Source organism: Pseudomonas sp. LBUM1676 (assembly GCF_059695605.1).
Genome location: NZ_CP166777.1, coordinates 1532939 through 1559288 on the forward strand (window position 1 = coordinate 1532939; position 26350 = coordinate 1559288).

Consider the following 26350-nt stretch of genomic DNA (forward strand, 5'->3'; position numbering starts at 1 on the left):
GATAGGGCTTGAGCGTAGCCAAAGCCGGCGGATCCGCCTAGCGGCTTATTCGACCTCCAACAATATCTGACGATTTTTCACCTGATCGCCGACCCTGACTTGCAGGCGTTTGAGCACGCCGTCGATGCCTGACTTGAGGGGATGCTCCATTTTCATGGCCTCCAGCACTACCAGCAACTGGCCCTTGCTGACCGGGCTGCCTTCCGCGACCAGCACGTCGACAATCGCGCCGTCCATCGGAGCCTTGAGCGTGCCGCAGCTGACGTTCGCCTGGCTGCCGACCAGGGCCTGGGTTCGATCCACCAGTCGCAGGCTGCCAGGCCGGGTGAACAGCAAGAGCTGCGCGGGTTCCAGACGGTAGGCATGGCGCTGGCGGATGCCGTCGATTTCCAGGGTCGCCCAGCGTCCGTCGCACTGGATAACCTGCAGTTCGAGGGTCTGGGTGGCGACTTGAATCCGGTAGGGTTCGCCAGGCACCGCGTGCAATTGCACCGGCCAATCCTGGTCTTCCACGCCTATGCGATAGTGCAAGGGCACGCTGGCGTTGTTGCGCCAACCGGCCAGGGGCGGCAAGTGAGCCTGCGCCGATGCCTGATAAAACAGCGCCGCAGCGATCGCCAGCGCTTCAGCGGCGGGTGCCTGGGGATGCAGGCAGCGATGGTCGGCAAAATACGTCGGGATGAACCCGGTGCTGAATTCGCCACTGATGAACTGCGGGTGTTCCAGCAAGCTGGCGAGCAGGCGCTGATTGCTCTGCACGCCCAGCAGCACGCTGTCCTGCACGGCCCGCAACAACTTGCGCCGGGCTTCTTCGCGGGTGGCGCCGTGGGCGATGAGCTTGCCCAGCAGCGGGTCGTAGAAGGCGCTGATGTCCTGGCCTTCGATCAGGCCATGGTCGATCCGCACGCCGCCCTGCAATGCAGGTTCCCAGGTTGCAATGCGCCCGGTCTGTGGCAGAAAACCCTGGGTCGGGTCTTCGGCATACAAGCGCACTTCCATGGCGTGGCCTTCGAGTTGCACCTGCTCCTGCCGCAGCGGCAGTGGCAGCCCTTCGGCGACCAGCAGCTGCCAGGCCACCAGGTCGAGGCCGGTGATCAATTCGGTCACCGGGTGCTCCACCTGCAACCGGGTGTTCATCTCCAGAAAGTAAAATTGTCCGCTGGCATCCAGCAGGAATTCCACGGTACCCGCGCCGACATAACTCACCGCGCGCCCCGCCTTGAGCGCCGCTTCGCCCATGGCCTGGCGCAGTTCGCGGGTCATCACCGGGCACGGCGCTTCTTCGATGACTTTCTGATGGCGGCGCTGGATCGAACAGTCGCGCTCACCGAGGTAGATCAGGTTGCCGTGCCGGTCGCCGAACAGCTGAACCTCGACATGCCGGGGATCGAGCAGCGCTTGTTCGAGGATCAGTTCGTCACTGCCAAACCCGTGCAGCGCTTCCGAGCGAGCGCTGCGAAGCTGTGCCAGCAGATCCGCGCCGTCATGGACCAGGCGCATGCCGCGCCCGCCACCGCCGGCACTGGCCTTGATCAGCAGCGGGTAGCCGATGCGTTCGGCTTCGCGGCCCAGGGTCGCGTCGTCCTGTTCGGCGCCTTGATAACCTTTGATGCAGGGCACCCCGGCCTTGAGCATGGCGAGTTTCGACAGGCGCTTGCTGCCCATCAGCTCGATGGCATCGGGGCTGGGGCCGATGAAGGTGATGCCGGCGTGTTGGCAGGCGAGGGCGAAGCCCGGGTTTTCCGAGAGGAAGCCGTAGCCGGGATGGATCGCGTCGGCCCCGGTGCGCCGGGCCGCGTCGATGATTGCCGCACTGTTCAGATAAGACTGCTGCACCGGGGCCGGGCCGATGTTGACGGCTTCGTCGGCCATCTGCACGTGCAGGGCATTGGCGTCGGCATCGCTGAAGACGGCGACGGTGCGATAGCCCAGGGCCTGGGCGGTGCGCTGGATGCGGCAGGCGATTTCACCGCGGTTGGCGATGAGGATTTTTTTGAGGGCGGGCATGTTTTATTCCCTTGGTTTTGCGGTGATTGTGACGGCCTCTTCGCGGGCAAGCCTCGCTCCTACAGGATGTGTGACACCACAAAACCCTTGTAGGAGCGAGGCTTGCTCGCGAAGCTTTTAAAGGGCCCACCCCGGCTTACGCTTCTGCACAAAGGCCAGGGTCCCCTCGACCCCTTCAACCCCGGTCACCGCCTCGCTGAACCATCCGGCTGCTTCATCGAGCAACGCATCCGCCGGCTGCCCCGCACTCGCCAGTAACAGTTGCTTGGTCCGCGCATTGGCCTGCGGCGCGCAGCACAACACATGGGCCAGCACCTCATCGAGCCGTTCAGCCAGGGCTTGCGCGTCATGTTCGACAAAATGCACCAGGCCGATCCGCTTGGCCTGGGTGCCATCGAAACGCGCCGCGGTCAGGGCGAGCCGACGCGCCTGGGTCAGGCCGATGCGCTGGACCACGAACGGGGCGATCTGCGCGGGCAGCAAACCGAGACTGGTTTCCGGCAGGCCGAATTGCGCTTGATGATCGGCCAGGGCGACGTCGCTGACACAGGCCAGGCCCAGGCCACCGCCGAGGACGGCGCCTTGCAACACGGTGATGACCACTTGCGGCGCGTGTTGCACCGCTTGCAGCAGCGCGCCGAAGGCACGGTTCAAATCGCGGTAGGCGCTCGGGCCGTGGGCGCGGGCGTTGGCCATGTCCTTGATGTCGCCGCCGGCACAGAAATGCCCGCCGGCACCACCGATCACCAGAGCACGCACCGCCCGGTCATCGCACACCGTCGCCAGCACCGCACGCAGTTCGGCGACCATCTGCAGACTCATGGCGTTACGGCATTCGGCGCGGTTGAGGGTGATGTGCAGGACGCCGTTATGCAGCTCCAGCAGCAGGGTCTGGCAAACCGGTAAAGTACTCATTTGTTTTTCCCCGGCAGGATGCCCATGAGTTTGCAGATGATGCCCAACATGATTTCGTCGGCACCGCCGCCGATCGATACCAGCCGCACGTCGCGGTAAGCCCGGGCCACCGGGTTGTCCCACATGAAGCCCATGCCGCCCCAGTATTGCAGGCAACTGTCGCTGACTTCGCGGCCCAGGCGCCCGGCCTTGAGTTTGGCCATCGACGCCAGGCGAGTGACGTCCTGGCCTTTGACGTATTGCTCGGTCGCCTGGTAGACCAGTGCCCGCAGGCATTCGATTTCGGTTTGCAGTTCGGCCAGGCGGAAATGAATGACCTGGTTGTCGATCAGCGCATTGCCGAAGGTCTTGCGTTCCTTGCAGTACTCGATGGTGCTGTCGATGCAGTATTCCAGGCCCTTGATCATGTTCGCCGCGCCGAACAGGCGTTCCTCCTGGAACTGCAGCATCTGCATCATGAAGCCCGCGCCTTCGTGGCCGATGCGGTTGCGTTGCGGCACGCGCACGTTGTCGAAAAATACCTGGGCGGTTTGCGAACTGCGCATGCCGAGCTTGTCCAGGTGCGAACCGAGGCTGATTCCGGGGCTGTTCATCGGCACCATGATCAGTGATTTGTTGATGTGCGGCTTGTCGTCCGAGGTGTTGGCCAGCAGGCAGATGAAATCGGCGCTCGGCGAATTGGTGATCCACATCTTGCTGCCGTTGATCACGTAGTCATCGCCATCCTTGCGGGCGCGGGTGGTCAAGCCCGCCACGTCGGAACCGGCGCCCACTTCGGAGACGCCGATGCAACCGACCTGCTCGCCGGCGATCGCCGGGCGCAGGAATTCTTCGCGCAATTCATCGGAGCCAAAACGTGCCAGAGCCGGGGTGCACATGTCGGTCTGCACCCCGATGGACATCGGGATGCCGCCACAATGAATGGTGCCGAACTCCTCGGCGGCGACGATCGAGTAGCTGTAGTCGAGCCCCATGCCGCCGAATTTTTCCGGTTTGGAAATTCCCAGCAGGCCGAGCTCGCCAGCCTTGCGGAAGATCTCATGGATCGGGAAACCCCCGGCCTTTTCCCATTCTTCGACGTGAGGGTTGATCTCGCGGTCGACGAATTGGCGGACGGTGCGGCGCAGTGCTTCGTGTTCCTGGGTGAAGATCATTTTTATTGTTCTCCTCTGATCGCCCCTAGAAGCGGGCTACACCAAAACTGTTGGCTTGCAACGGCCGCACTTGGGCCTCGTGACAGATGTCCAGCAAGTACCCGAGCAACGTCCGGGTGTCTCGCGGATCGATCAGCCCGTCGTCCCACAGGCTGGCGCTGCCATACAGCGCGGTGGACTGGCTGTCGAGTTTCTGTGCGGTGACCTGTTCCAGCATGTCGAGCATGTTCGGGTCGGGGACCAGACCCTCCTTGAGCTGCTTGGCTTCGGTGACGATGCGCAAGACCTTGCCGGCCTGGGCGCCGCCCATCACCGCGGTGCGGCTGTTGGGCCAGGCGAAGATGAAACGCGGGTCGAGGCCGCGGCCGCACATCGCGTAGTTGCCGGCGCCGTAGGAACCGCCGACGACGATGGTCAGTTTAGGCACCCGCGCGTTGGCCACGGCCTGGATCATTTTCGCGCCGTGCTTGATTACGCCTTGCTGTTCCGCTTCGGTGCCGACCATGAACCCGGTGGTGTTGTGGAAAAACAGCAGCGGCGTCTGGCTCTGGTCACACAGCTGAATGAACTGGGCAGCCTTGCTCGCGCCCTTGGGGGTGATCGGGCCGTTGTTACCGATAAAGCCGCAGGCGCGGCCCTGGATCTGCAGGTGACCGCAGATGGTTTGCTGATCGAACTCGCCCTTGAATTCGAGGAAGTTCGAGCCGTCGGCAATCCGCGCGATGATCTCGCGCACGTCGTAGGGTTTCTTCGGGTCATCGGGAATCACCCCGAGCAGCTCGTCGATCGGGTAGAGCGGTTCTTCCCACTGTCGCGCAGGGGGGACTGGCAACCGCGCATTCCACGGCAACAGCCTGACAATCTCGCGCACCTGACGCACGCCATCGGCATCGTTCTCAGCCAGGTATTCAGCGGTGCCGGCCATTTGCGCGTGCATCTGGGCGCCACCCAGTTCTTCATCGGTGGCCACTTCGCCGGTGGCCGCCTTGAGCAGCGGCGGGCCGGCCAGAAACAGCTTGGCCTTGCCGCGCACCACCACCACGTAATCCGACAACCCAGGTTGATAAGCACCGCCGGCGGTGGCTGAACCGTGGACCACGGTGATCTGCGGCAGGCCCATGGCCGACATCCGCGCCTGATTGGCAAAGCTGCGCGCGCCTTCGACGAAAATCTGCGCCGCGTAATTGAGGTTGGCGCCGCCGCTTTCGGCGAGCGTGATCACCGGCAGTTTGTTTTCCATGGCGATCTGTTGCAGGCGCAGGGATTTTTGCAAACCGCTGGGGGAAATGGTCCCGCCCTTGATCGCACTGTTGTTCGCCACCACCAGCACCCGCACGCCTGACACGTAACCGATCCCGGCAATCAATCCGCCACCGGCCGAGCTGCCGTCCTTGTCGTCGTGCAGTTTGAAGCCGGCCAGGCTCGCCAGTTCGAGGAAGGGCGCGCCAGGGTCCAGCAGCAGGTTGAGTCGTTCCCGTGGCAGCAATTGCCCGCGCTTGTCGAATTTGGGCCTGGCTGCTTCAGCCTTGTCCAGCAGGTTCTGTTCGAGCTGACGCACGTGCTCGATGCCGACCAGCATCGCCGCGCGATTGCGGGCGAACTGTTCGCTGAAGGGGTCCACTTGCGACTGGATCACCGGCATGGCTTATTCCTTGTCCTTGAGCACGTCAGGCAGGTACGCCCGGTGAAAACCGTTGTATGACGTGCTGTTGCGCGCCTGGTGGATCGGCCAGGCGCGCCCGCCCAGGCTTGCGGCACCGTCGATGCGCAGGGTGCTGCCGCTGACAAACGCCGCTGCGGGGCTGAGCAGGAACACGATCGCTGCGCTGACTTCCGATTCGGTGCCGATCCGCTTGAGCGGCACGTGTTCACGCAGCGTCGGAATCACCGCCTTGAACGCGCCTTCGTAGGTGTCCATGCCGCTGGAGGCAATCCAGCCCGGTGCCACGGCGTTGACCCGCACTCCCGCGTAACCCCATTCGAACGCGGCGGTCTTGGTCAGGTTGTCCATGCCCGAGCGTGCGGCGCCCGAGTGACCCATGCCGGGCATGCCGCCCCACATGTCGGCAAGCATATTGACGATGGCGCCGCCGTGCTTGCTCATGGACTGGTTGAACACTTCCCGGGCCATCAGGAACCCGCCGACCAGGTTGGTGCGCACCACGGTTTCGAACCCTTTCTGATTGAGCGCGGCCAGGGGCGACGGGTATTGTCCGCCGGCATTGTTGACCAGCCCATGAATCGGGCCGTGCTGGCGGATCAACTCGCTGACCAGGTGCCTGACGGCCTCTTCCTCGCGGATATCGCAGGTCATCCAGTCGGCCTTGCCGCCGTCTTCGGCAATCTCGGCGGTGACGTTTTTCAGTTTGTCGGCATTGCGCCCGATCAGCAGCACATGGGCGCCGAGGGCCGCCAGTTCGTGAGCGGTGCAACGGCCGATGCCGCTGCCGCCACCGGTGACGATGATGTTGTGGCCGGCAAACAGATCGGCTTTGAAAATCGAATCGTAGGCCACGGCGGCTGCCCTCTAGTTGACCTGGTCGGCGATGCGCTGAGGCACCGGAATCTGGATTTCCAGCAGTTGTTGGGCAAAGGCCTTGCCTTGCGGATCGATGCGCAGGCTGGCCACTCCGCCACCGCCCAGGGCGTTTTCCAGGAGGAAGTTGAGGCTGTGGGTGGCGGGCAGATACCAGCGCTCGACCCGGCCGTGGACCGGGTCAAGGACATGCCTCATCCAGTCGACGAGCACTTCGGGGGTCAAGGCTTCGGCGATCCACGGCAGGTATTCGGCTTCGCGAGCCATGACGCCGATGTTGCTGTGATTACCTTTGTCGCCGGAGCGCGCGACCGCGAGCTTGATCAGGGCGACACTGGCGTCGGCCAGGCCCGTGGGTTTGGGAGGGTCCAGGGGGATGGGCAAATCCGCGGTATCGAGCCCATCGACCGCGGGCAGGGCACACCGATGGCGCTGACCGGCAAAGTCGATTTCCAGGGTGCAGGCGGTTTTGTCGATGAGGAACGAGAACAGCCGGATCAGCGGATACACGGTCGGTCGCCCGCCGACGATCCCGGTCAGCCCGGGCGCCATGCCGGTGGCGGCCTGGGCGATTTCCCGGGAGAACAGGATCAGCGCCTGTCTGTCCGGATGGCGCACGGCGAGCTTGATCACCACTTCGCGGCTGTCCTGGCGCTGGCCATGGGGGCCATAGGTGGCCTCGCTGCCCAGCAGCTCGATGTTCACTTCACTGTAGGGCGCCCAGCCGCGCTGAACGAAAATTTCCGAGGTCTTGTCGATGATCGCCGCGCTGACCCGACGCGCCTTGTCGACCGCATCGATTCCGGCGATCAGGCAACTGGCGGTGCAACGAAAACCGTCCGGGTACGTTGCGCTGACCTTGTATTGACCGGTCGGCGGCAAGCCTTTCGCGCCATGCACCTGAACTGCGTTTCTACCTTGTTGCACCAGTTTGACTTGAGTGAAATCGCAGATCACGTCCGGCAGCAGATAAGCCTGCGGGTCGCCGATTTCATAGAGCATCTGCTCGCCGACGGTCAATGGCGTGACCAGGCCGCCGGAGCCTTCGGGTTTGCTGACGATGAACTGGCTGTCGGCGCTGACTTCAACGATGGGAAAGCCGATGTGTTCGTAGTCGGGAACGTCACGCCAATCGGTGAAGTTGCCCCCCGTGCACTGGGCGCCGCATTCGATGATGTGGCCGGCCAACGCAGCCTGGGCGAGTTTGTCATAGTCGTGCCAGGACCAGCCGAATTCGTGGACCAGTGCGCCACTGACCACGGCGCTGTCGACCACGCGCCCGGTAATCACGATGTCCGCACCCAGGCGCAGGGCCTCGACTATGCCCGGCGCACCGAGGTAGGCGTTGGTCGAGACGCACATCGGCGGCAGAGGCGCACCGCTGAACATTTCATGCAGTCCAGGGCCGCGCAGTTGTCTGAACTGCGGTTGCAGGTCGTCACCCAGCAGCACGGCGATCTTCAGCGCCACTCCGGCCTGGTCACAGGCGGCTTGCAGGGCGGCGGCGCAGGCCTGTGGATTGACTCCGCCGGCGTTGCTGATGACTCGAATGTTCTGTTCGGCGAGCCGAGTGAGCAGGGGACCGAGGACTTCGACGAAGTCACTGGCGTAACCGGCCTGGGGGTCTTTCATTCGCGCGCCGGCCATGATCGACATCGTGATCTCGGCCAGGTAGTCGAACACCAGATAGTCCAGGCGCCCGCCTTCCACCAGTTGCGCAGCGGCGGTACAGGTGTCGCCCCAGAAGGCGCTGGCGCAACCGATGCGAATAGTTTTGGACCCCGTCAACGCCATAGCCACCTCCGACAGCAGTGCATCGAGACTACCAAGCAAGCGCTTGGTTTGTAAACGGCTAAACTATCTTCTGCCCGAGCGCTTGCTTGGTCGCTCCGGCCAGCTTAAATTGCCCGCGCCACCCCGCTGTTTCAGTGGCGAGCGGCGTATTGGATTGATCGACTGTAGGAGAGAACGGGTGGACGAGCAAAAAGCCCTGAGGGTGATGCGCGAATTGGTCGACGACGGCCAATTGACCGACCCGGACAGCGCCCGCGGCAAATTGCTGCAAGTGGCGGCCCACCTGTTTCGCAACAAAGGCTACGAGCGCACCACCGTGCGCGATCTGGCCAGCGCCGTCGGTATTCAGTCCGGCAGTATTTTTCATCACTTCAAAAGCAAGGACGAAATCCTGCGGGCGGTGATGGAGGAGACCATTCGCTATAACACGGCGCTGATGCGCGCGGAACTGGCCGAGGCCGGCAGCGTGCGCGAGCGGGTGCTGGCGCTGATTCGTTGCGAACTGCAATCGATCATGGGCGGCAGCGGCGAAGCCATGGCGGTGCTGGTCTACGAATGGCGTTCGCTCTCCGAAGAAGGGCAAGCGCGGGTGCTGGCCCTGCGGGACATCTATGAAGAGCTCTGGCTGCAGGTGCTGGGCGAGGCCAAGGACGCCGGGTTTATCCGCGGCGATGTGTTCATTACCCGACGTTTCCTGACCGGGGCACTGTCCTGGACCACCACTTGGTTCCGTGCCGGCGGCAGCCTGAGCCTCGATCAATTGGCCGATGAAGCGTTGATTCTGGTGCTGGCAGAAAAATAATAGTGTTGTCCGGACACAACGAAACTGGCTAAGTGGCCGAAACCGCCTAGCTTGAATGGATTGAAGCGTAATTTCTGGGGAGTGGGTTGTTTGATGTCTTCGCCAATTCGGACGGCCTCGGTGTTTTTGCTGGCGGCGCTTTCGTCGATAGGGGTATTGCCGTCCCAGGCCGCGGAACTGGTGCGGATCGGTGCCGCGCATTTCCCACCCTATACGGTTCGCCCCGAAACCGGTGCCGACACCGGCCTGCTCCCGCAGTTGGTCGAGGCGCTCAATGCCTCGCAGCGCGACTATCAATTTGTCCTGGTGCCGACGTCCATTCCCCGGCGCTTCGGTGACTTCAAGCAAGCCCGGGTGGACATGGCGATCTTCGAGAACCCGAACTGGGGCTGGAAGGACATTCCCCACACCAGCGTAGACATGGGGCTGGAAGACGCCGAGATTTTTGTCGCGCAACGCGAACCCGGGCGGCAACAGAACTATTTTGCCGACCTGACCGGCAAACGTTTGGCGCTGTTCAGCGGCTATCACTACGAATTTTCCAATTTCAATGCCGACCCGAAATTTCTCGCGCAGAACTTCAACGCCACACTGACCTATTCCCATGACAGCAACCTGCTGATGGTGCTGCGCGGGCGAGCGGACATTGCCCTGGTGACGCGCTCTTATCTGAGCGACTACCTGCTGCGCAACCAACAGGTCGCCGATCAGTTGCTGGTGTCCGAGCGCGTCGATCAGATCTATCACCACTACGCCATCCTGCGTCCGACGGCGCCCATCAGTGGCGCCGCATTCGGCAAGTTGCTGCAAGGGTTGCGCGACAACGGTCAGATGCTGAAGATTTTCGATCCGTACAGGATTGCCGTGGTGCCGATTCTCCAGGATTGACCGATACCGCTTCTGTCACCTGAAAGCGGCAGTCGCCCATTCGTCGTATTTGCAGCTTTTCGATGATCAGACTGTCAGATTTGACAGTAGACGCTCGGTTTAACGCGCGCTTAGATGACTTTCCCGGTGTTCAACCCGTTGATGGGTTGAGCCTCATTCAGAAAGGACGTCTGCCATGTCAAATCACCGATTGAATTCTATTCCGCGCCTTCCACGACCCATTGTTGCGCAAGCCGACGGCAACGTACTTATCCTGCAGCCCGAAGGGGACTTCACCGTTGAGGTGGCACGTTGGCGATCCATGACGGTCGGTCAACCCACTACTTTGCATATCTCAGGGAAAAATCTCGACGGCTCCACAAGGATGTTGCGCGTCGTTGACGCCGAGCCTCTTACACAGGCAGAAACTGTGGCTGGCTGGAGTCGAAGCATTGGTTGGGAGCAATTGCAGGAGCTGGAACCCGGCAGTCACCTCACGTTTGTTTTTCAGGCCGCACTGGAGGAAAGCGAATATGCTTGCCCGGCGTTGTTTCCGCCGCTGAGTCTTGAGATTCGGGCGCCTTATGAAGATAGAACGACGTTCAGTGCGCAAGACGGGACGGATAACTGGAATGGTTGGATGCGGGGGGAGGCGGGGGCCGATTTTCGAGATCTCACTGTCGCCAAGGATGGGGCTGGCCATTCATTGTTTAACCATACGTCCTCTGAAGAGTCTTTTGGTGTCTTGTTGCAAAAGAGCTTTGCAAACCTGGAAGTGGGACGAACCTATAGCTTTGGGTTAGACGTGCGCCGTTGGATGGGCTGGCATGCATTTCCAGTTCTATCACTCAATTGCGGAACGCAGGTCATTGTGCCGGAGACGCAGATTAGTCATTCGCAAGTGCTTGAGGGGTCGTTTACAGCGTGCTCATCGCAGATGGAATTGCAGGTTGTCAGCCATGTCGCCACTGGCATCGGGAATGACTACATCATCCGCGAAATCTGGGTTAAATCACCCTGAGGGCTGCGGCGAGTTGCGGTAAATTTTCAGGGCTGGCTCACGTTATACCCCTAACTGTCGACGATTAACGTGAGCCCGACCCATGTCCAATCCGAATGACCTGACTGCCCTGAGCTTGCCCTCAGGAAACCGTCTTGTAGCTGATGAAACCGAAAGCCGGCTGAGCCTCGACCTGGATGGACGACCGCTGATCAGGTTGCGTCTGACGCGCGAACCCGAACTGCGGGTGCAGACAGAGCAAGGCTTCGATCGCCCCGCTAGCGATGAGCTTTGGACAGCCTGTTATTGGCTGTTTGCCCGCGACCCTGCCTGCCTGCGCCTGACGTGGCAGCTGGACGAGATCCCCACTGACGCCTTGCTCGGCGGATTGCTGGTGCCCACCGAAATCCCCGGTCAGTATCGCTGCGAGCGCAGCCTGTTCTGGCAGCTGGCGCAACCCTGGCTCGGTCAAGCGCTGGCCAGTCCCTATCCGCAGCACAGGGTCATCAGTGGCGGCAAACGTCATCCGTTGCGACCGGTCAAACCTCGGGGCGAGGTCTATCGACGTTTCGATGCCCGGTTGGGCGCGTGGATCTCCCTGCGCACGGTGGACATCGAGCATGATCTGGAGCGGTTCAATCGTTGGCAGAACAGTGCGCGGGTGGCGAGCTTCTGGCAGGAGGAGGGCAGTCTGCAGCAGCATCGCGAGTACCTGGAAAAACTCGAGGCCGACCCCCACACCCTGACGCTGATCGGCTGTTTCGATGATCAGCCGTTTGCCTATTTCGAAGCCTATTGGGCCAAGGAAGATCGCATCGCGCCGTTCTATGAGGCGGGTGATTACGACCGGGGCATTCACATGCTCGTCGGTGAAGAGCATCACCGCGGCCCGCACAAGGTGGCGAGCTGGTTGTCGGCGTTGGTGCATTACCTGTTTCTCGATGATCCGCGTACTCAGCGGGTGGTGGCCGAACCACGGGCCGATAACGGCAAGATGATCGGATACATGCAGGGCCAGCGTTTCCACTGCGAGAAAGAGTTTGATTTTCCGCACAAGCGGGCGGCGTTGATGGTGGTGGGGCGGGAGCGGTTTTTTGATCGGTGTGAGTTGGCTTGATGGGTAGGGCTCAAGACCTGCTTCGGCCTTGAGTCCGTCTTCGCGAGCAAGCCCGCTCCCACAGTTTGATCTCCATTGAACACAGGATTTGTGAACACAGGTGATCCAATTGTGGGAGCGGGCTTGCTCGCGAAGGGGGCGACGCAAATTTCAGATTTTAACGGCGGGCAAAGGTATCCACACGACTCCCCGACACCTTGCGGCAATGCACCAAGGCATCGCGAATCATGAAGTTCACCAGGGTCGGCGAGACGCCGAGCTCCTTGGCGATGTCCTTCTGCGGCACGCCATGCAGGCGGTACATCTCGAAGGCGTAGCGGGTGCGGCTGGGCAGCTCCGTCAGCGCGTCGGCAATGTTTTCCAGGGTCGAGAAATTGATGTGCGAGGTTTCCGGCGAAGCGCCTTGAATCACCACGTTCAGGCCTTCTTCCTCAGGCCCCGAATACTTCTGTTCCAGTGCCTGTTTGCGGTAGTGATCGATCGCCAGGTTGCGCACGATCTGGAACAGGTAGCTCAGTTGAGCCTTGAACGAGGACGTGATCTGCGGCGCCGATTGCAGGCGGAAGAACGCATCCTGAACGACGTCTTCGGCACGCGAGCGGCAGCCGGTTATGCGGGCTGCAATCTTGACCAGAATCAGTCGATTGTCGACGAATGCCTGAAGTAGCGGTGAATCGCACCTGCTTGTGGACACTTGTTCCGTCATGGAAATCACCCTGCTGCAAATAGGTTAGTGGGACGACTGGAAGACCGGTGCCGTCCTACACATCGAGCGACAAATTATGTTGAATGATAATGATTGTCAATTGAGAAAGAGAATTAATGCTCCCCGAAGGTGCAAAGTGAGAACTGCGACACGCTGCCGCACCGCAGCGGGGCTGCCGATCCCGCCCGCCGACTAATTAATTCAAGATGCCATCCGTTCTCATTGGTGAATAGCACAGCGCAATCCTCATAACCCTGTAGGAGCGAGCTCGCTCGCGAAGGTCGTTAACAATGACGATGGGCACCTGACACCCCGCGGCGTTCTCCGGTTTTTCGCGAGCAAGCTCGCTCCTACAGCCGAATCCAGGCAGGAAACCCCATGACCGACGCGTTCGAACTCCCCAGCACACTGGTCCAAGCCCTCCAGCGCCGCGCGGCCCTGACGCCGGATCGGCTGGCCTTGCGTTTTCTCGCCGAAACCGAGGATCAGGCTGTGGTGCTCAGTTATCGCGAGCTGGACCAGCGCGCCAGGACCATTGCCGGCGCACTGCAGGCCGAGGCTGAGTTGGGTGATCGCGCCGTGCTGCTGTTTCCCAGTGGCCCGGATTACGTCGCGGCATTCTTTGGTTGCTTGTACGCCGGTGTGATCGCGGTGCCGGCCTATCCGCCGGAGTCGACCCGTCGTCACCATCAGGAACGCCTGCTGTCGATCATCAGCGATGCCGAACCGCGCTTGCTGCTGACCAGCGCCGGCCTGCGCGATTCCTTGCTGCAAATCGAAGGCGCGCCGCCGCTGCTGTGCGTCGATACGCTCGACGGCAGCCTGGCCGAACGCTGGGTTGCGCCGGACCTGCAAGGCGAGCACATCGCCTTCCTCCAATACACCTCCGGCTCCACCGCATTGCCCAAAGGCGTGCAAGTCAGCCACGGCAACCTGGTGGCTAACGAGCTGCTGATTCGCCACGGTTTCGGCATCGATCTGAACCCCGACGATGTGATCGTCAGCTGGCTGCCGCTGTACCACGACATGGGACTGATCGGCGGGCTGTTGCAGCCGATCTTCAGCGGAGTGCCCTGTGTATTGATGTCGCCGGCCTACTTCCTCGGCCGCCCGTTGCGCTGGCTGGAAGCGATCAGCGAGTACGGCGGCACCATCAGCGGCGGGCCGGATTTTGCCTATCGGCTGTGCAGCGAACGGGTCAGTGAATCGGCCCTGGAGCGCCTTGACCTGAGCGGTTGGCGCGTGGCGTATTCCGGCTCCGAACCGATTCGGCTCGACACCCTGGAACGCTTTGCCGAGAAGTTCGCGGCGTGCGGGTTCACCCCGGACAGTTTCATGGCGTCCTATGGCCTGGCCGAAGCCACGCTGTTTGTCGCCGGCAGCCCTCGCGGCCAAGGGATAGGCAACCTGCGGGTAGACGATCAAGCGTTGGCGCAGAACCGTGCAGAGCCGGGTAAGGGCGGTGCGATCATGAGTTGCGGTATCAGCCAGCCGGATCACGCGGTGCTGATTGTCGATCCGATAGCGCTCGATGCACTGGCCGACAACGCGGTCGGCGAAGTCTGGGCCGCCGGGCCGAGCATCGCCCACGGCTACTGGCGCAACCCCGAGGCCAGTGCCAGGACCTTTGTTCAATACAAAGAAAAAACCTGGCTGCGCACCGGTGACCTGGGCTTCATGCACGACGGTGAACTGTTCATCACCGGGCGCCTGAAAGATATGTTGATCGTGCGCGGGCACAACCTGTACCCGCAGGACATCGAACAGACCATCGAGCGCGAAGTGGAAGTGGTGCGCAAAGGCCGCGTTGCCGCGTTCGCCGTCAATACCGAAGGCCAGGAAGGCATCGGTATCGCCGCGGAGATCAGCCGCAGCGTGCAAAAAATCCTGCCGCCCGAGGCGTTGATCAAAGCCATTCGCCAAGCCGTGGCCGAGGCGTACCAGGAGGCGCCGAGCGTGGTGGTGCTGCTCAACCCGGGCGCGCTGCCCAAGACCTCCAGCGGCAAACTGCAACGCTCGGCCTGCCGCAATCGCCTGGCGGATGGCAGCCTCGACAGTTACGCGGTGTTCCCGTCGGCGGCTACCGAGAAGCAAGGAAATACTCAATCCGGCTCGGAACTGCAAACCCTGATCGGGCAGATCTGGTGCGAGCAATTGCAGGTCAGTCAGGTCGACGCCGACGACCACTTCTTCCTGCTCGGCGGCAACTCCATTGCCGCGACTCAGGTGGTTGCGCGGGTGCGCGAAGAACTGGGTCTGGAGCTGAACCTGCGCCTGTTGTTTGAAGCGCCGACCCTGGGCGCGTTCACCGCCGCTATCGCCGGGCAACAGCATGACGGTGGCCTGGCCCAAGGCATCATCACCACGCTGTCGCGCAGCGAAGCGATGCCGCAATCCCTGGCGCAAAACCGTCTGTGGATCACCTGGCAGCTGGACCCGCAGAGCAGCGCCTATAACATTCCCGGTGCCTTGCGCCTGCGCGGCGAGCTGGATCAAGACGCGTTACGCGCCAGTTTTCAACACCTGATCGAGCGCCACGAATCCTTGCGCACTCGCTTCTTCGAACGTGATGGCGTAGCACTGCAACAGGTCGATGGCGCCGCCGAATTCAACCTGCAACTGATCGACATCAGCGACCTGCCAGCCGCCGAGCGTGAAGCCCGTGCGCTGCAAATCCGTGAGGACGAAGCCCGCACCCAATTCGATCTGGAGAAAGGCCCGCTGCTATGGGTGACGTTGGTGCGCCTCGATGATGAGGATCACCAACTGCTGGTGACGCTGCACCACATCATCGCCGATGGCTGGTCGCTGAACGTGCTGATCGACGAGTTCTCACGCCTGTATGCCGCGGCATCTCAGGGACAAAAAACGACTCTTTCAGCATTGCCGACCCAGTACGCCGACTACGGCAGCTGGCAGCGCCAATGGCTGGCGCAAGGGCAGGGCGAGCGGCAGCTGGCTTACTGGAAGGCGCAGTTGGGTGAAGAGCATCCGACCCTGAGCCTGGCCACCGATCATCCACGATCGGCGCAGCATTTGCGCAGCGCTGCCCGGCATTGCGTGAAGCTGGACGCTACGCTGAGCGACGCCATCCGCCAGACGGCCCAGGCCAACCAATCCACTGCCTTCATGTTGCTGCTCGCGGCGTTCCAAAGCCTGTTGCACCGCTACAGCGGCCAGCGCGATATCCGCATCGGCGTGCCCAATGCCAACCGTCCGCGCCTGGAAACCCAGGGCCTGATCGGCTTCTTCATCAACACCCAGGTGCTGCGCGCCGAGGTGGATTCGCGCCAGCCCTTCATCGAACTGCTGGCGCAAACCCGTGAGGCGGCATTGGGTGCCCAAGCCCATCAGGACCTGCCGTTCGAACAGCTGCTCGAAGCCTTCCCGCAGGCTCGCGAGCAAGGTCTGTTCCAGATCATGTTCAACCACCAGCAACGTGACCTCGGCGCATTAAAACGTCTGCCGGGGCTGCTCGCCGAAGAACTGCCGTGGCACAGCCGCGAAGCCAAGTTCGACCTGCAACTGCACAGTGAGGAAGATCAGAAGGGTCGCCTGAGCCTGGCCTTCGATTACGCCAGCGAGCTGTTCGACACCGCGACCATCGAGCGCCTGGCCGAGCATTTCAGCAACCTGCTGCGAGCGGTTTGCGCGCAGCCACAAACCGCCATTGGCGACCTGCAACTGCTGACCCCGAACGAGCACCAGCAGCAGGCAAGCTGGAGCGCCGCACCCTGCACCCAGGCCAGCCAATGGCTGCCGGAGCTGCTCCACGAACAGGCGCGCCTGACCCCGCAGCGCATCGCCTTGCTGTGGGACGGTGGCCAACTGGACTTCGCCGAGCTGCACACCCAGGCCAACCGTCTGGCCCATTACCTGCGCGACAAAGGTGTCGGACCGGACGTCTGCGTGGCCATCGCCGCCGAGCGCTCGCCGCAGTTGCTGATCGGCCTGCTGGCGATTATCAAGGCCGGTGGCGCCTACGTGCCGCTGGACCCGGATTACCCGGCCGAACGCCTGGCCTACATGCTGGGCGACAGCGGCGTCGAATTGCTGCTGACCCAGACCCCATTGCTTGATCGCCTGCCGGCCACCGACGGCGTCAGTGTGATTGCCATGGACGCCCTGCATCTGGAAAGCTGGCCGAGCCATGCACCGGGCCTGCACCTGCACGGTGACAACCTCGCGTACGTGATTTACACCTCGGGTTCCACCGGCCAGCCGAAGGGCGTCGGCAACACCCACGCCGCCCTCGCCGAACGCCTGCAATGGATGCAGGACAGCTATCGCCTGAATGAAACCGACGTACTGATGCAAAAGGCGCCGATCAGTTTCGACGTGTCGGTGTGGGAATGCTTCTGGCCGTTGATCACAGGTGCACGCTTGCTGCTCGCCAATCCCGGTGAACATCGCGATCCGCAGCGCATTGCCCAACTGGTTCAAGCGTACGGCGTGACCACGCTGCACTTTGTACCGCCGCTGCTTTCATTGTTCATCGATGAGCCGCTCACGACCCAATGCTCCAGCCTGCGGCGGGTGTTCTCCGGTGGCGAGGCCTTGCCTGCCGAACTGCGTAACCGGGTGCTGGCGCAACTGCCGGCGGTGCAATTGCACAACCGCTACGGCCCGACCGAAACCGCGATCAACGTCACCCATTGGCACTGCACAAGCGCCGATGGCGAACGCTCGCCGATCGGTCGCCCGTTGGGCAATGTGCTGTGCCGTGTGCTCGACAGCGATCTCAACCCGGTTCCGGCCGGCGTGCCCGGTGAACTGTGCATCAGTGGCATCGGCCTGGCCCGGGGTTATCTGGGCCGTCCGGGCCTGACTGCCGAACGCTTTGTGGTCGACCCGCTGGGCGAGCAGGGCGCCCGCCTGTATCGCACTGGCGACCGTGCACGCTGGACTGCCGATGGCGTGATCGAATACCTCGGCCGTCTCGATCAGCAGGTCAAGCTGCGCGGCTTCCGTGTCGAGCCGCAAGAAATTGAAGCACGGTTGCTGGCCCAGGACGGCGTTGCACAAGCCGTGGTGCTGGTGCGCGACACGGCGGCCGGTGGTCAGTTGATCGGTTACTACACCGCCACTGAAACCAGCGAAACCGAAGACGCTCAAAGTACCCGCCTGAAAACCGCGCTGGCGGCCGAACTGCCGGAATACATGGTTCCGGCGCAGCTGATGCGCCTGGAGCAGATGCCCTTGAGCCCGAGCGGCAAACTCAACCGCCGCGCCTTGCCGGAACCGCAATGGCAGGTACGCGAACACGTTGAACCGGTCACCGCACTGCAACAGCAAATCGCCGGCATCTGGCGTGAAGTCCTGGGGCTTTCGCAAATCGGCCTGCGCGACGATTTCTTCGCCCTCGGCGGCCATTCGTTGTTGGCCACGCAAATCATTTCCCGGACCCGCCAGGCCTGCGACGTCGAGTTGCCGCTGCGCGCATTGTTCGAGAACAGCGAGCTGGGTGCGTTTGCCGACCAGGTGCAACTGATCCAGGCCAGCGGCAACACCAACCAACAACCACCGATTGCAACAGTCGACCGCAGCCAAGCGGTGCCGTTGTCCTATTCCCAGCAGCGCATGTGGTTCCTCTGGCAGATGGAACCGGACAGCCCGGCGTACAACGTCGGTGGCATGGCGCGGCTGCGCGGGGAGCTTGATGTCGAGCGTTTCGAGGCAGCATTGCAAGCGCTGATCATGCGCCATGAAACCTTGCGCACGACCTTCCCGAGCATCGACGGCGTGGCCCGGCAGCAGGTTCACCCGCAAACCGGGATGCGCATGGACTGCAAGGATTTTACCGAGCTGGATGCAGAGGGCCGCGAGTGGGCGGTGCAGCAACTGGCCGATGACGAAGCCCATAAACCGTTCGATCTGGAAACCGGACCGCTGCTGCGCGCCTGCATGGTCAAGACCGCCGAGCACGAGCACTACCTGGTGCTGACCCTGCACCACATCGTCACCGAAGGCTGGGCGATGGACATTTTCGCCCGGGAACTGAGCGCGCTATACGAAGCGTTTGTCGATGACCGCGAATCGCCGCTGGCGCCACTGCCGGTGCAATACCTGGATTACAGCGTCTGGCAGCGCCAGTGGCTGGAGTCTGGTGAGCGTCAACGCCAGCTCGACTACTGGACCGCGCAACTGGGTCGTGAGCATCCGCTGCTGGAGTTGCCGGCAGACCGTCCGCGTCCGCCGGTGCAAAGCCATCAGGGCGAACTGTTCCGTTTCGACCTCAGCGATGACCTCGCCGCACGGGTTCGCGCCTTCAATGCGCAAAACGGCCTGACCCTGTTCATGACCATGACCGCCGCATTGGCCGTGCTGCTTTATCGCTACAGCGGCCAGACCGACCTGCGCATCGGCGCACCGGTGGCCAACCGGATTCGCCCGGAAAGCGAGGGGCTGATCGGTGCCTTCCTCAATACTCAAGTCTTGCGTTGCCAGCTCGACGGCCAGATGTCGGTCGGTGAATTGTTCGAGCAGGTTCGCCACACCGTCATCGAAGGCCAGTCCCACCAGGACCTGCCGTTCGACCACCTGGTGGAAGCCTTGCAACCGCCGCGCAGCGCCGCTTACAACCCGCTGTTCCAGGTGATGTGCAACGTGCAGCGCTGGGAATTCCAGCAGAGCCGCACCCTGGCCGGCATGACGGTCGAATACCTGGCCAACGACGCGCGGGCGACCAAGTTCGACCTCAACCTGGAAGTCACCGACCTTGACCACCGCCTGGGTTGCTGCCTGACCTACAGCACCGACCTGTTCGACGAACCGCGCATTGCCCGCATGGCCGCACACTGGCGCAACCTGCTGGAGGCGCTGCTGGCCGATCCACAACAGCGCGTCAGTGAGTTGCCGTTGCTCGAAGCCACGGAACAACAGGACCTGCTCGACAGCCTCGGCGTCGAGCCGGGCGAACATCGGCTGGATCAGTGCATCCATCACCTGTTCAGCGAGCAAGCGCTGGCCCGCAAGGATGCCCCGGCATTGACCTTCGCCGGGCAGACCCTGAGTTACGCCGAGCTCGACAGCCGCGCCAATCGCCTGGCCTGGATGCTGCGCGAGCGGGGTGTTGGCCCGCAGGTCCGGGTCGGCCTGGCGCTGGAGCGTTCGCTGGAAATGGTCATCGGCTTGCTGGCGATTCTCAAGGCCGGCGGCGCCTACGTGCCGCTGGACCCGGAATACCCGCTGGATCGTCTGCACTACATGATCGAAGACAGCGGCATCGGTTTGCTGCTCAGCGATGCGGCGATGTTCGAAGCGCTCGGTGAACTGCCGCCAACGGTCGCCCGCTGGAGCCTGGAAGAAGACGCCGCCGAGCTGGTCAACTATCCCGCCAGTGAGCTGCCGTTTATCAGTCTGGCGCAGCACCAGGCGTACCTGATCTACACGTCCGGCTCCACCGGCAAACCCAAAGGCGTGGTGGTGTCCCACGGTGAAATCGCCATGCACTGCCGGGCCGTGATCGAGCGCTTCGGCATGCGCCCGGACGATTGCGAGCTGCATTTCTATTCGATCAACTTCGACGCGGCCACCGAGCGTTTGCTGGTGCCGCTGTTGAGCGGCGCGCAAGTCGTCCTGCGGGCCCAGGGCCAATGGGACGCGGAAGAAATCTGCGGGCTGATTCGCCGCCACCGCATCAACATCCTCGGCTTCACCCCGAGCTATGGCAGCCAGTTGGCGCAATGGCTGGCGACCCAGGGCGAGACGCTGCCGGTGCGCATGTGCATCACCGGCGGCGAAGCCCTGACCGGCGAACACCTGCAGCGCATTCGCGCGGCGTTCAAGCCAAGCCAGTTCTTCAACGCCTACGGCCCGACCGAAACCGTGGTCATGCCGCTGGCCAGCCTGGCGCCGGAGCAGTTGGAAGAAGGCCTGGGCAGCGTGCCGATCGGCAGCGTGATCGGTGCTCGCGTGGCTTACATTCTCGACGCCGACCTGGCACTGGTGCCGCAAGGCGCGACCGGTGAGTTGTACGTCGGCGGTGCGGGTCTGGCGCAGGGTTATCACCAGCGTCCGGGCATGACCGCCGAACGCTTCGTCGCCGATCCCTTCGCCGCTGATGGCGGCCGTCTGTACCGCACCGGTGACCTGGTGCGCCAGCGTGCCGATGGCCTGGTCGAGTACCTGGGGCGGATTGACCATCAAGTGAAGATTCGTGGCTTCCGCATCGAACTCGGCGAAATCGAAACCCGATTGCTGGAACACCAGTGCGTGCACGAAGCCGTGGTGCTGGCACTCGATGCACCGAGCGGTAAACAGCTGGTCGGCTATGTGCTCACCGAGGTCGCCGGGCAGGACGAAACGCAACATGCCGAACTGCGCGAATCGCTCAAGGCTCACCTCAAATCGCAACTGCCGGATTACATGGTGCCGACGCACCTGACCCTGCTGGCTCGCTGGCCGCTGACCGCCAACGGCAAGCTCGACCGGCGCGCGCTGCCGGCACCGGATCCGGAGCTGAACCGTCAGCAGTACGTGGCGCCAGGCAACGAACTTGAGCTGACCCTGGCCGGCATCTGGTGCGAAGTGCTGAACGTCGAACAGGTGGGCCTCAACGACAACTTCTTCGAACTGGGCGGCGACTCGATTCTGTCGATCCAGGTGGTCAGCCGGGCGCGGCAGCAGGGCATTCATTTCAGCCCGCGGGACTTGTTCCAGCACCAGACCGTGCAGACCCTGGCGGCCGTGGCCACCCGTACCGGACAACTCTCTGCCGAGCAGGGCCTGCTCACCGGCGAATCCCGCCTGACACCCATCCAGCACTGGTTCTTCGACACTGACATCCCGCAGCGTCAGCACTGGAACCAGGCGTTGCTGCTGGAGCCGACCGTGACCCTGGAGCCCCATGCCCTCGAAGCGGCGCTGCTGGCGGTGATCGAACAGCATGACGCGTTGCGTTTGCGCTTCACTGAAGTCGCAGGGCAATGGACGGCCGAACACCAGGCCGTTTCCGATGCGGCGGTGCTCTGGCAAGTGCGCGTGCCGTCCATGGATCAATGCAGCGCATTGTTCGCCGATGCCCAGCGCAGCTTCGACCTCGAACAGGGACCGCTGCTGCGCGCACTGTTGGTCGACGCGCCAGGGGACCGGCAACGGCTGTTCATCGCCATTCACCACCTGGTGGTGGACGGGGTGTCCTGGCGGGTGCTGCTGGACGATCTGCAAACCGCGTATCGCCAACGGGTCGCGCAGCAGACAATCAAGTTGCCGGCGAAAACCAGCGCCTTCAAGGACTGGTCCGCGCGCTTGCAGGCGTATGCCGGCAGCGAATCCCTGCGCGAAGAATTGCGCTGGTGGCAGTCGCACCTGGCAGGGCCGGTGGTTGAATGGCCGTGCGAACGCCCCGAGGGCGGTCGGCAGAATCGTCATGCGCAAACCGTCAGCGTGCGCCTCGACAGCGATCGCACCCGCCAATTGCTGCAACAGGCGCCGAGTGCCTATCGCACCCAGGTCAACGATCTGTTGCTGACGGCATTGGCCCGCGTGTTGTGCCGCTGGAGCGGTGATGAATCGGCACTGATTCAACTCGAAGGCCACGGCCGCGAACCCTTGTTCGACGAGATCGACCTGTCCCGCAGCGTGGGCTGGTTCACCAGTGCCTACCCGCTGCGCCTCACACCAGTGGACGGGCAAGGCGCCTCGATCAAGGCGATCAAGGAACAACTGCGGGCGGTGCCACACAAAGGCCTGGGTTACGGCGTGTTGCGTTACCTGGCCGATGATCTGTGCCGCCAGTCCATGGCTGCACTGCCGGTGGCGCCTGTCACCTTCAACTACCTCGGCCAGTTCGACCAGAGCTTTGCCAGCGACGCGTTGTTCCGGCCGCTGGATGAGCCGGTCGGCGCTGCGCATGATCCGAAGGCGCCGCTGCCCAACGAGCTGAGCGTCGACAGTCAGGTGTACGGCGGTGAACTGGTGCTGCGCTGGACCTTCAGCGCCGAACGTCACGATCCGCAGACCATCGGCGAACTGGCGCAGGCTTATCTCGCTGAACTGCAGAGCCTGATCGAGCATTGCCTGCAGGACGGTGCGGGCGGCCTGACCCCGTCGGACTTCCCGCTGGCGAAACTGACCCAGCCACAACTCGATGCGCTGCCGGTTCCGGCAGCGGTCATCGAAGACGTCTACCCGCTGACGCCGATGCAGGAAGGCATGCTGCTGCACACCTTGCTGGAACCGGGTACCGGCCTCTACTACATGCAGGACCGTTACCGCATCAACAGCGAGCTCGATCCGCAGCGCTTCGCTCAGGCCTGGCAGGCGGTGATCGCCCGTCACGAAGCCTTGCGCGCGTCGTTCTGCTGGAACGTCGGCGAAGACATGCTGCAAGTTATCCACAGGCCGGGCAGCACGCCGATCGAGTACCTGGACTGGACGGCGATGGCTGAAACCGAACACGAGCCGACGTTGCAGGCACTCCTCAAAAGCGAGCGCGAGGCCGGTTTCGATCTACTCAACCAGGCACCCTTCCACCTGCGCCTGATCCGGGTCGGTGCGGCGCGCTACTGGTTCATGATGAGCAATCACCACATCCTGATCGATGCCTGGTGCCGTTCGCTGCTGATGAACGATTTTTTCGAGATCTACAGCGCCCTCGGCGAAGGCCGGGAAGCGCAGCTGGCGGTGCCGCCGCGTTATCGCGATTACATCGGCTGGCTGCAACGCCAGAGCCTGTCCGAGGCGCGGCAGTGGTGGAAGCACAACCTGCAAGGCTTCGAACGCACCACACCGATTCCGAGTGACCGACCGTTCCTGCGTGAGCATGCCGGTGACAGCGGCGGCATGCTCGTCGGTGACCGCTACACCCGCCTCGATGCGCGTGACGGCGCCCGGCTGCGGGAATTGGCCCAGGCCCATCAACTGACCATCAACACTTTTGCCCAGGCGGCATGGGCCCTGGTATTGCGGCGCTTGAGCGGTGATCGCGACGTGCTGTTCGGCGTTACCGTGGCCGGGCGACCGGTGGAGATGCCGCAGATGCAACGCACGGTGGGCCTGTTCATCAACAGCATTGCGCTGCGGGTGAAAATGCCCGAGGACAGTCAGCGCTGCAGCGTTCACCAGTGGCTCAGCGCGTTGCTCGACAGCAATATGCAACTGCGCGAGTACGAGTACCTGCCGCTGGTGAGCATCCAGGAAAACAGCGAGCTGCCCAAGGGCCAGCCGCTGTTCGACAGCCTGTTCGTGTTCGAAAACGCCCCGGTGGAAGTCTCGGTGCTGGACCGCGCGCAAAGCCTCAACGCGACCTCGGACTCGGGCCGTACCCACACCAACTTCCCGTTGACGGCGGTGTGCTACCCGGGCGATGACCTCGGACTGCACCTGTCCTACGACCAGCGTTATTTCGACGAGTCGACCATCGAGCGCATGCTCGGCGAGTTCAAGCGCCTGCTGTTGGCGTTGGTCGAAGGCTTCCACGGTGACATGGCCGATCTGCCGCTGCTGGGGGCCGAGGAGCAGGACTTCCTGATCCACGGCTGCAACCAGAGTGAGCACGATTACCCGCTGGAGCAGAGTTACGTCGAATTGTTCGAGGCGCAGGTTGCGCGGTATCCGCAGCGGATTGCCGCCAGCTGCCTCGATCAGCAACACAGTTACCTTGAACTGAACCAGCGCAGCAACCGTCTCGGTCATGCACTGATGGGCGCCGGTGTCGGGCTGGATCAACCGGTGGCGTTGCTGGCCGAACGTAACCTCGATCTGCTGGGCATGATCATCGGCAGCTTCAAGGCCAGCGCCGGTTATCTGCCGCTGGATCCGGGCCTGCCGAGCCAGCGTTTGAGCCGGATCATCGACTTGAGCCGCACGCCGTTGCTGGTCTGCACTCAGGCTTGCCGCGAGCAAGCGCTGGCCTTGCTGGATGAGTTCGGTTGCGCCAACAGGCCGAAGTTGCTGGTCTGGGAAGAGGTGCAGGCGAGCGCTGTCTCGGTGCTGAATCCTGGCCTCTACAGCGGCCCGGACAACCTCGCCTACGTGATCTACACCTCGGGCTCCACCGGCTTGCCCAAGGGGGTGATGGTCGAGCAGCGCGGCATGCTCAATAACCAGTTGAGCAAGGTGCCGTACCTGAACCTGAGCGAAGCCGACGTGATCGCCCAGACCGCCTCGCAAAGCTTCGACATTTCGGTCTGGCAGTTCCTCGCCGCACCGTTGTTCGGCGCCCGGGTGGACATCGTGCCGAACACCATCGCCCACGACCCGCAAGGTTTGCTGGCGCATGTCCAGAGCCAGGGCATCAGCGTGCTGGAAAGCGTGCCGTCGCTGATCCAGGGCATGCTCGCCCAGGAACGCATGAGCCTCGACGGTCTGCGCTGGATGCTGCCGACCGGTGAAGCGATGCCGCCGGAACTGGCGCATCAATGGCTGCTGCGCTACCCGGACATCGGGCTGGTGAATGCCTATGGTCCGGCGGAGTGCTCGGATGACGTGGCGTTCTTCCGGGTCGACATGGCGTCGACGCGCGGCAGTTACCTGCCGATCGGTACGCCGACCGACAACAACCGTTTGTACCTGCTCGATGGTGCACTGGAGTTGGTGCCGTTGGGGGCGGTGGGCGAGTTGTGCGTCGCTGGCACCGGGGTGGGGCGCGGTTATGTCAGCGACCCGTTGCGCACCGCCCAGGTGTTTGTGCCGAACCCGTTCGGTGAGCCGGGTGATCGCCTGTATCGGACCGGTGACCTGGCCCGTCGTCGCAGTGACGGTGTGCTGGAATACGTCGGACGGATCGACCATCAAGTGAAGATTCGCGGCTACCGCATCGAGCTGGGTGAAATCGAGGCGCGTCTGCATGAACAGCCAGAAGTTCGCGAAGCGGCAGTCGGTGTGCAAGAAGGTGCCAACGGCAAGCATCTGGTCGGCTATCTGGTGGCCGCTGATTCGGCACTCAACCCGGCTGAACGGCTGGAGCGCATCAAGCAACGCTTGCGCGCCGAGCTGCCGGAATACATGGTGCCGCTGCATTGGCTGTGGCTCGAGCGGATGCCGCTCAACGCCAACGGCAAACTCGACCGCAAGGCCCTGCCAGCGCTGGAAATCGGCCAGTTGCAGAGCCAGGACTACCAGGCGCCGCGTAATACGCTTGAGCAGACCTTGGCTGATATCTGGGCCGAAGTGCTGAAGGTCGAGAAGCTCGGCGTGCGCGACAATTTCTTCGAGCTGGGCGGGCATTCGCTGCTGGCGACGCAGATCGCGTCACGGGTGCAGAAAACCTTGCAACGCGATGTGCCGCTGCGCGCGATGTTCGAGTGCAGCACGGTGGAGGAGTTGGCGGAGTACATCGACGGGTTGGCGGCGAGTGATATCACTGAGGAGAAGGTCGATCGCCTCAATGATCTGATGGCGGAGTTGGAGGGGTTGTAGTTCTCTAGCGACTGTAATGCCCCCTTCGCGAGCAGGCTCGCTCCCACATTAGTTCTGCAAACGCAGGTCCATTGTGGGAGCGAGCCTGCT

The 26350-nt window shown here is 62.7% G+C and carries 12 protein-coding genes; 5 read left to right on the plus strand and 7 right to left on the minus strand.

Features of this window, described 5'->3' with window-relative positions:
* Positions 1–45: 45 nt before the first annotated feature.
* From ACA041_RS07160 to ACA041_RS07185, 6 genes are all read right to left on the minus strand, one after another.
* Positions 46–2007 (minus strand): acetyl/propionyl/methylcrotonyl-CoA carboxylase subunit alpha, encoded by a 1962-nt coding sequence (locus ACA041_RS07160; protein WP_497440482.1) that lies wholly within the window; start codon positions 2005–2007, stop codon positions 46–48.
* 117 nt (positions 2008–2124) lie between these two features.
* Positions 2125–2922, minus strand: a complete 798-nt coding sequence (locus tag ACA041_RS07165; protein ID WP_497440483.1) for an enoyl-CoA hydratase/isomerase family protein — start codon at positions 2920–2922, stop codon at positions 2125–2127.
* Positions 2919–4076 carry a citronellyl-CoA dehydrogenase gene (atuD, locus tag ACA041_RS07170; RefSeq protein WP_497440484.1) on the minus strand — a complete coding sequence of 386 codons (1158 nt, stop codon included), beginning with the start codon at positions 4074–4076 and terminating at the stop codon, positions 2919–2921. The genes ACA041_RS07165 and atuD overlap by 4 nt, the downstream gene beginning before the upstream one ends.
* A gap of 25 nt (positions 4077–4101) precedes the next feature.
* Positions 4102–5718, minus strand: coding sequence for a geranyl-CoA carboxylase subunit beta (gene atuC / locus ACA041_RS07175; RefSeq protein ID WP_497440485.1), 1617 nt, complete (start codon positions 5716–5718; stop codon positions 4102–4104).
* 3 nt (positions 5719–5721) lie between these two features.
* The gene (locus ACA041_RS07180; RefSeq protein ID WP_497440486.1) at positions 5722–6591 is read right to left on the minus strand and encodes an SDR family oxidoreductase; all 870 of its coding nucleotides are present in this window, start codon (positions 6589–6591) and stop codon (positions 5722–5724) included.
* 12 nt (positions 6592–6603) lie between these two features.
* Positions 6604–8406 (minus strand): acyclic terpene utilization AtuA family protein, encoded by a 1803-nt coding sequence (locus tag ACA041_RS07185; protein ID WP_497440487.1) that lies wholly within the window; start codon positions 8404–8406, stop codon positions 6604–6606.
* Positions 8407–8584: 178 nt separating this feature from the next.
* Here ACA041_RS07185 and ACA041_RS07190 point away from each other — a divergent pair, with 178 nt between their 5' ends.
* From ACA041_RS07190 to ACA041_RS07205, 4 genes are all read left to right on the plus strand, one after another.
* Entirely contained in the window at positions 8585–9208 is a 624-nt protein-coding gene (locus ACA041_RS07190; RefSeq protein ID WP_497440488.1) for a TetR/AcrR family transcriptional regulator, read from the plus strand.
* A gap of 93 nt (positions 9209–9301) precedes the next feature.
* Positions 9302–10096 carry a substrate-binding periplasmic protein gene (locus tag ACA041_RS07195; RefSeq protein ID WP_497440489.1) on the plus strand — a complete coding sequence of 265 codons (795 nt, stop codon included), beginning with the start codon at positions 9302–9304 and terminating at the stop codon, positions 10094–10096.
* 175 nt (positions 10097–10271) lie between these two features.
* Positions 10272–11096: a sugar-binding protein gene (locus ACA041_RS07200; protein WP_497440490.1), complete on the plus strand. Its 825-nt coding sequence runs from the start codon at positions 10272–10274 to the stop codon at positions 11094–11096.
* An 82-nt stretch (positions 11097–11178) separates the two neighbouring features.
* Positions 11179–12192 (plus strand): GNAT family N-acetyltransferase, encoded by a 1014-nt coding sequence (locus ACA041_RS07205; RefSeq protein WP_497440491.1) that lies wholly within the window; start codon positions 11179–11181, stop codon positions 12190–12192.
* Between the two features lie 157 nt (positions 12193–12349).
* Here the strand turns inward: ACA041_RS07205 and ACA041_RS07210 are convergent, their stop codons facing one another.
* Positions 12350–12898, minus strand: a complete 549-nt coding sequence (locus ACA041_RS07210) for an RNA polymerase factor sigma-70 (RefSeq protein WP_033059180.1) — start codon at positions 12896–12898, stop codon at positions 12350–12352.
* A 378-nt stretch (positions 12899–13276) separates the two neighbouring features.
* On the opposite strand from ACA041_RS07210, the gene ACA041_RS07215 reads away from it, so the two are divergent.
* Positions 13277–26260 carry a non-ribosomal peptide synthetase gene (locus ACA041_RS07215; RefSeq protein ID WP_497440492.1) on the plus strand — a complete coding sequence of 4328 codons (12984 nt, stop codon included), beginning with the start codon at positions 13277–13279 and terminating at the stop codon, positions 26258–26260.
* Positions 26261–26350: the final 90 nt, after the last annotated feature.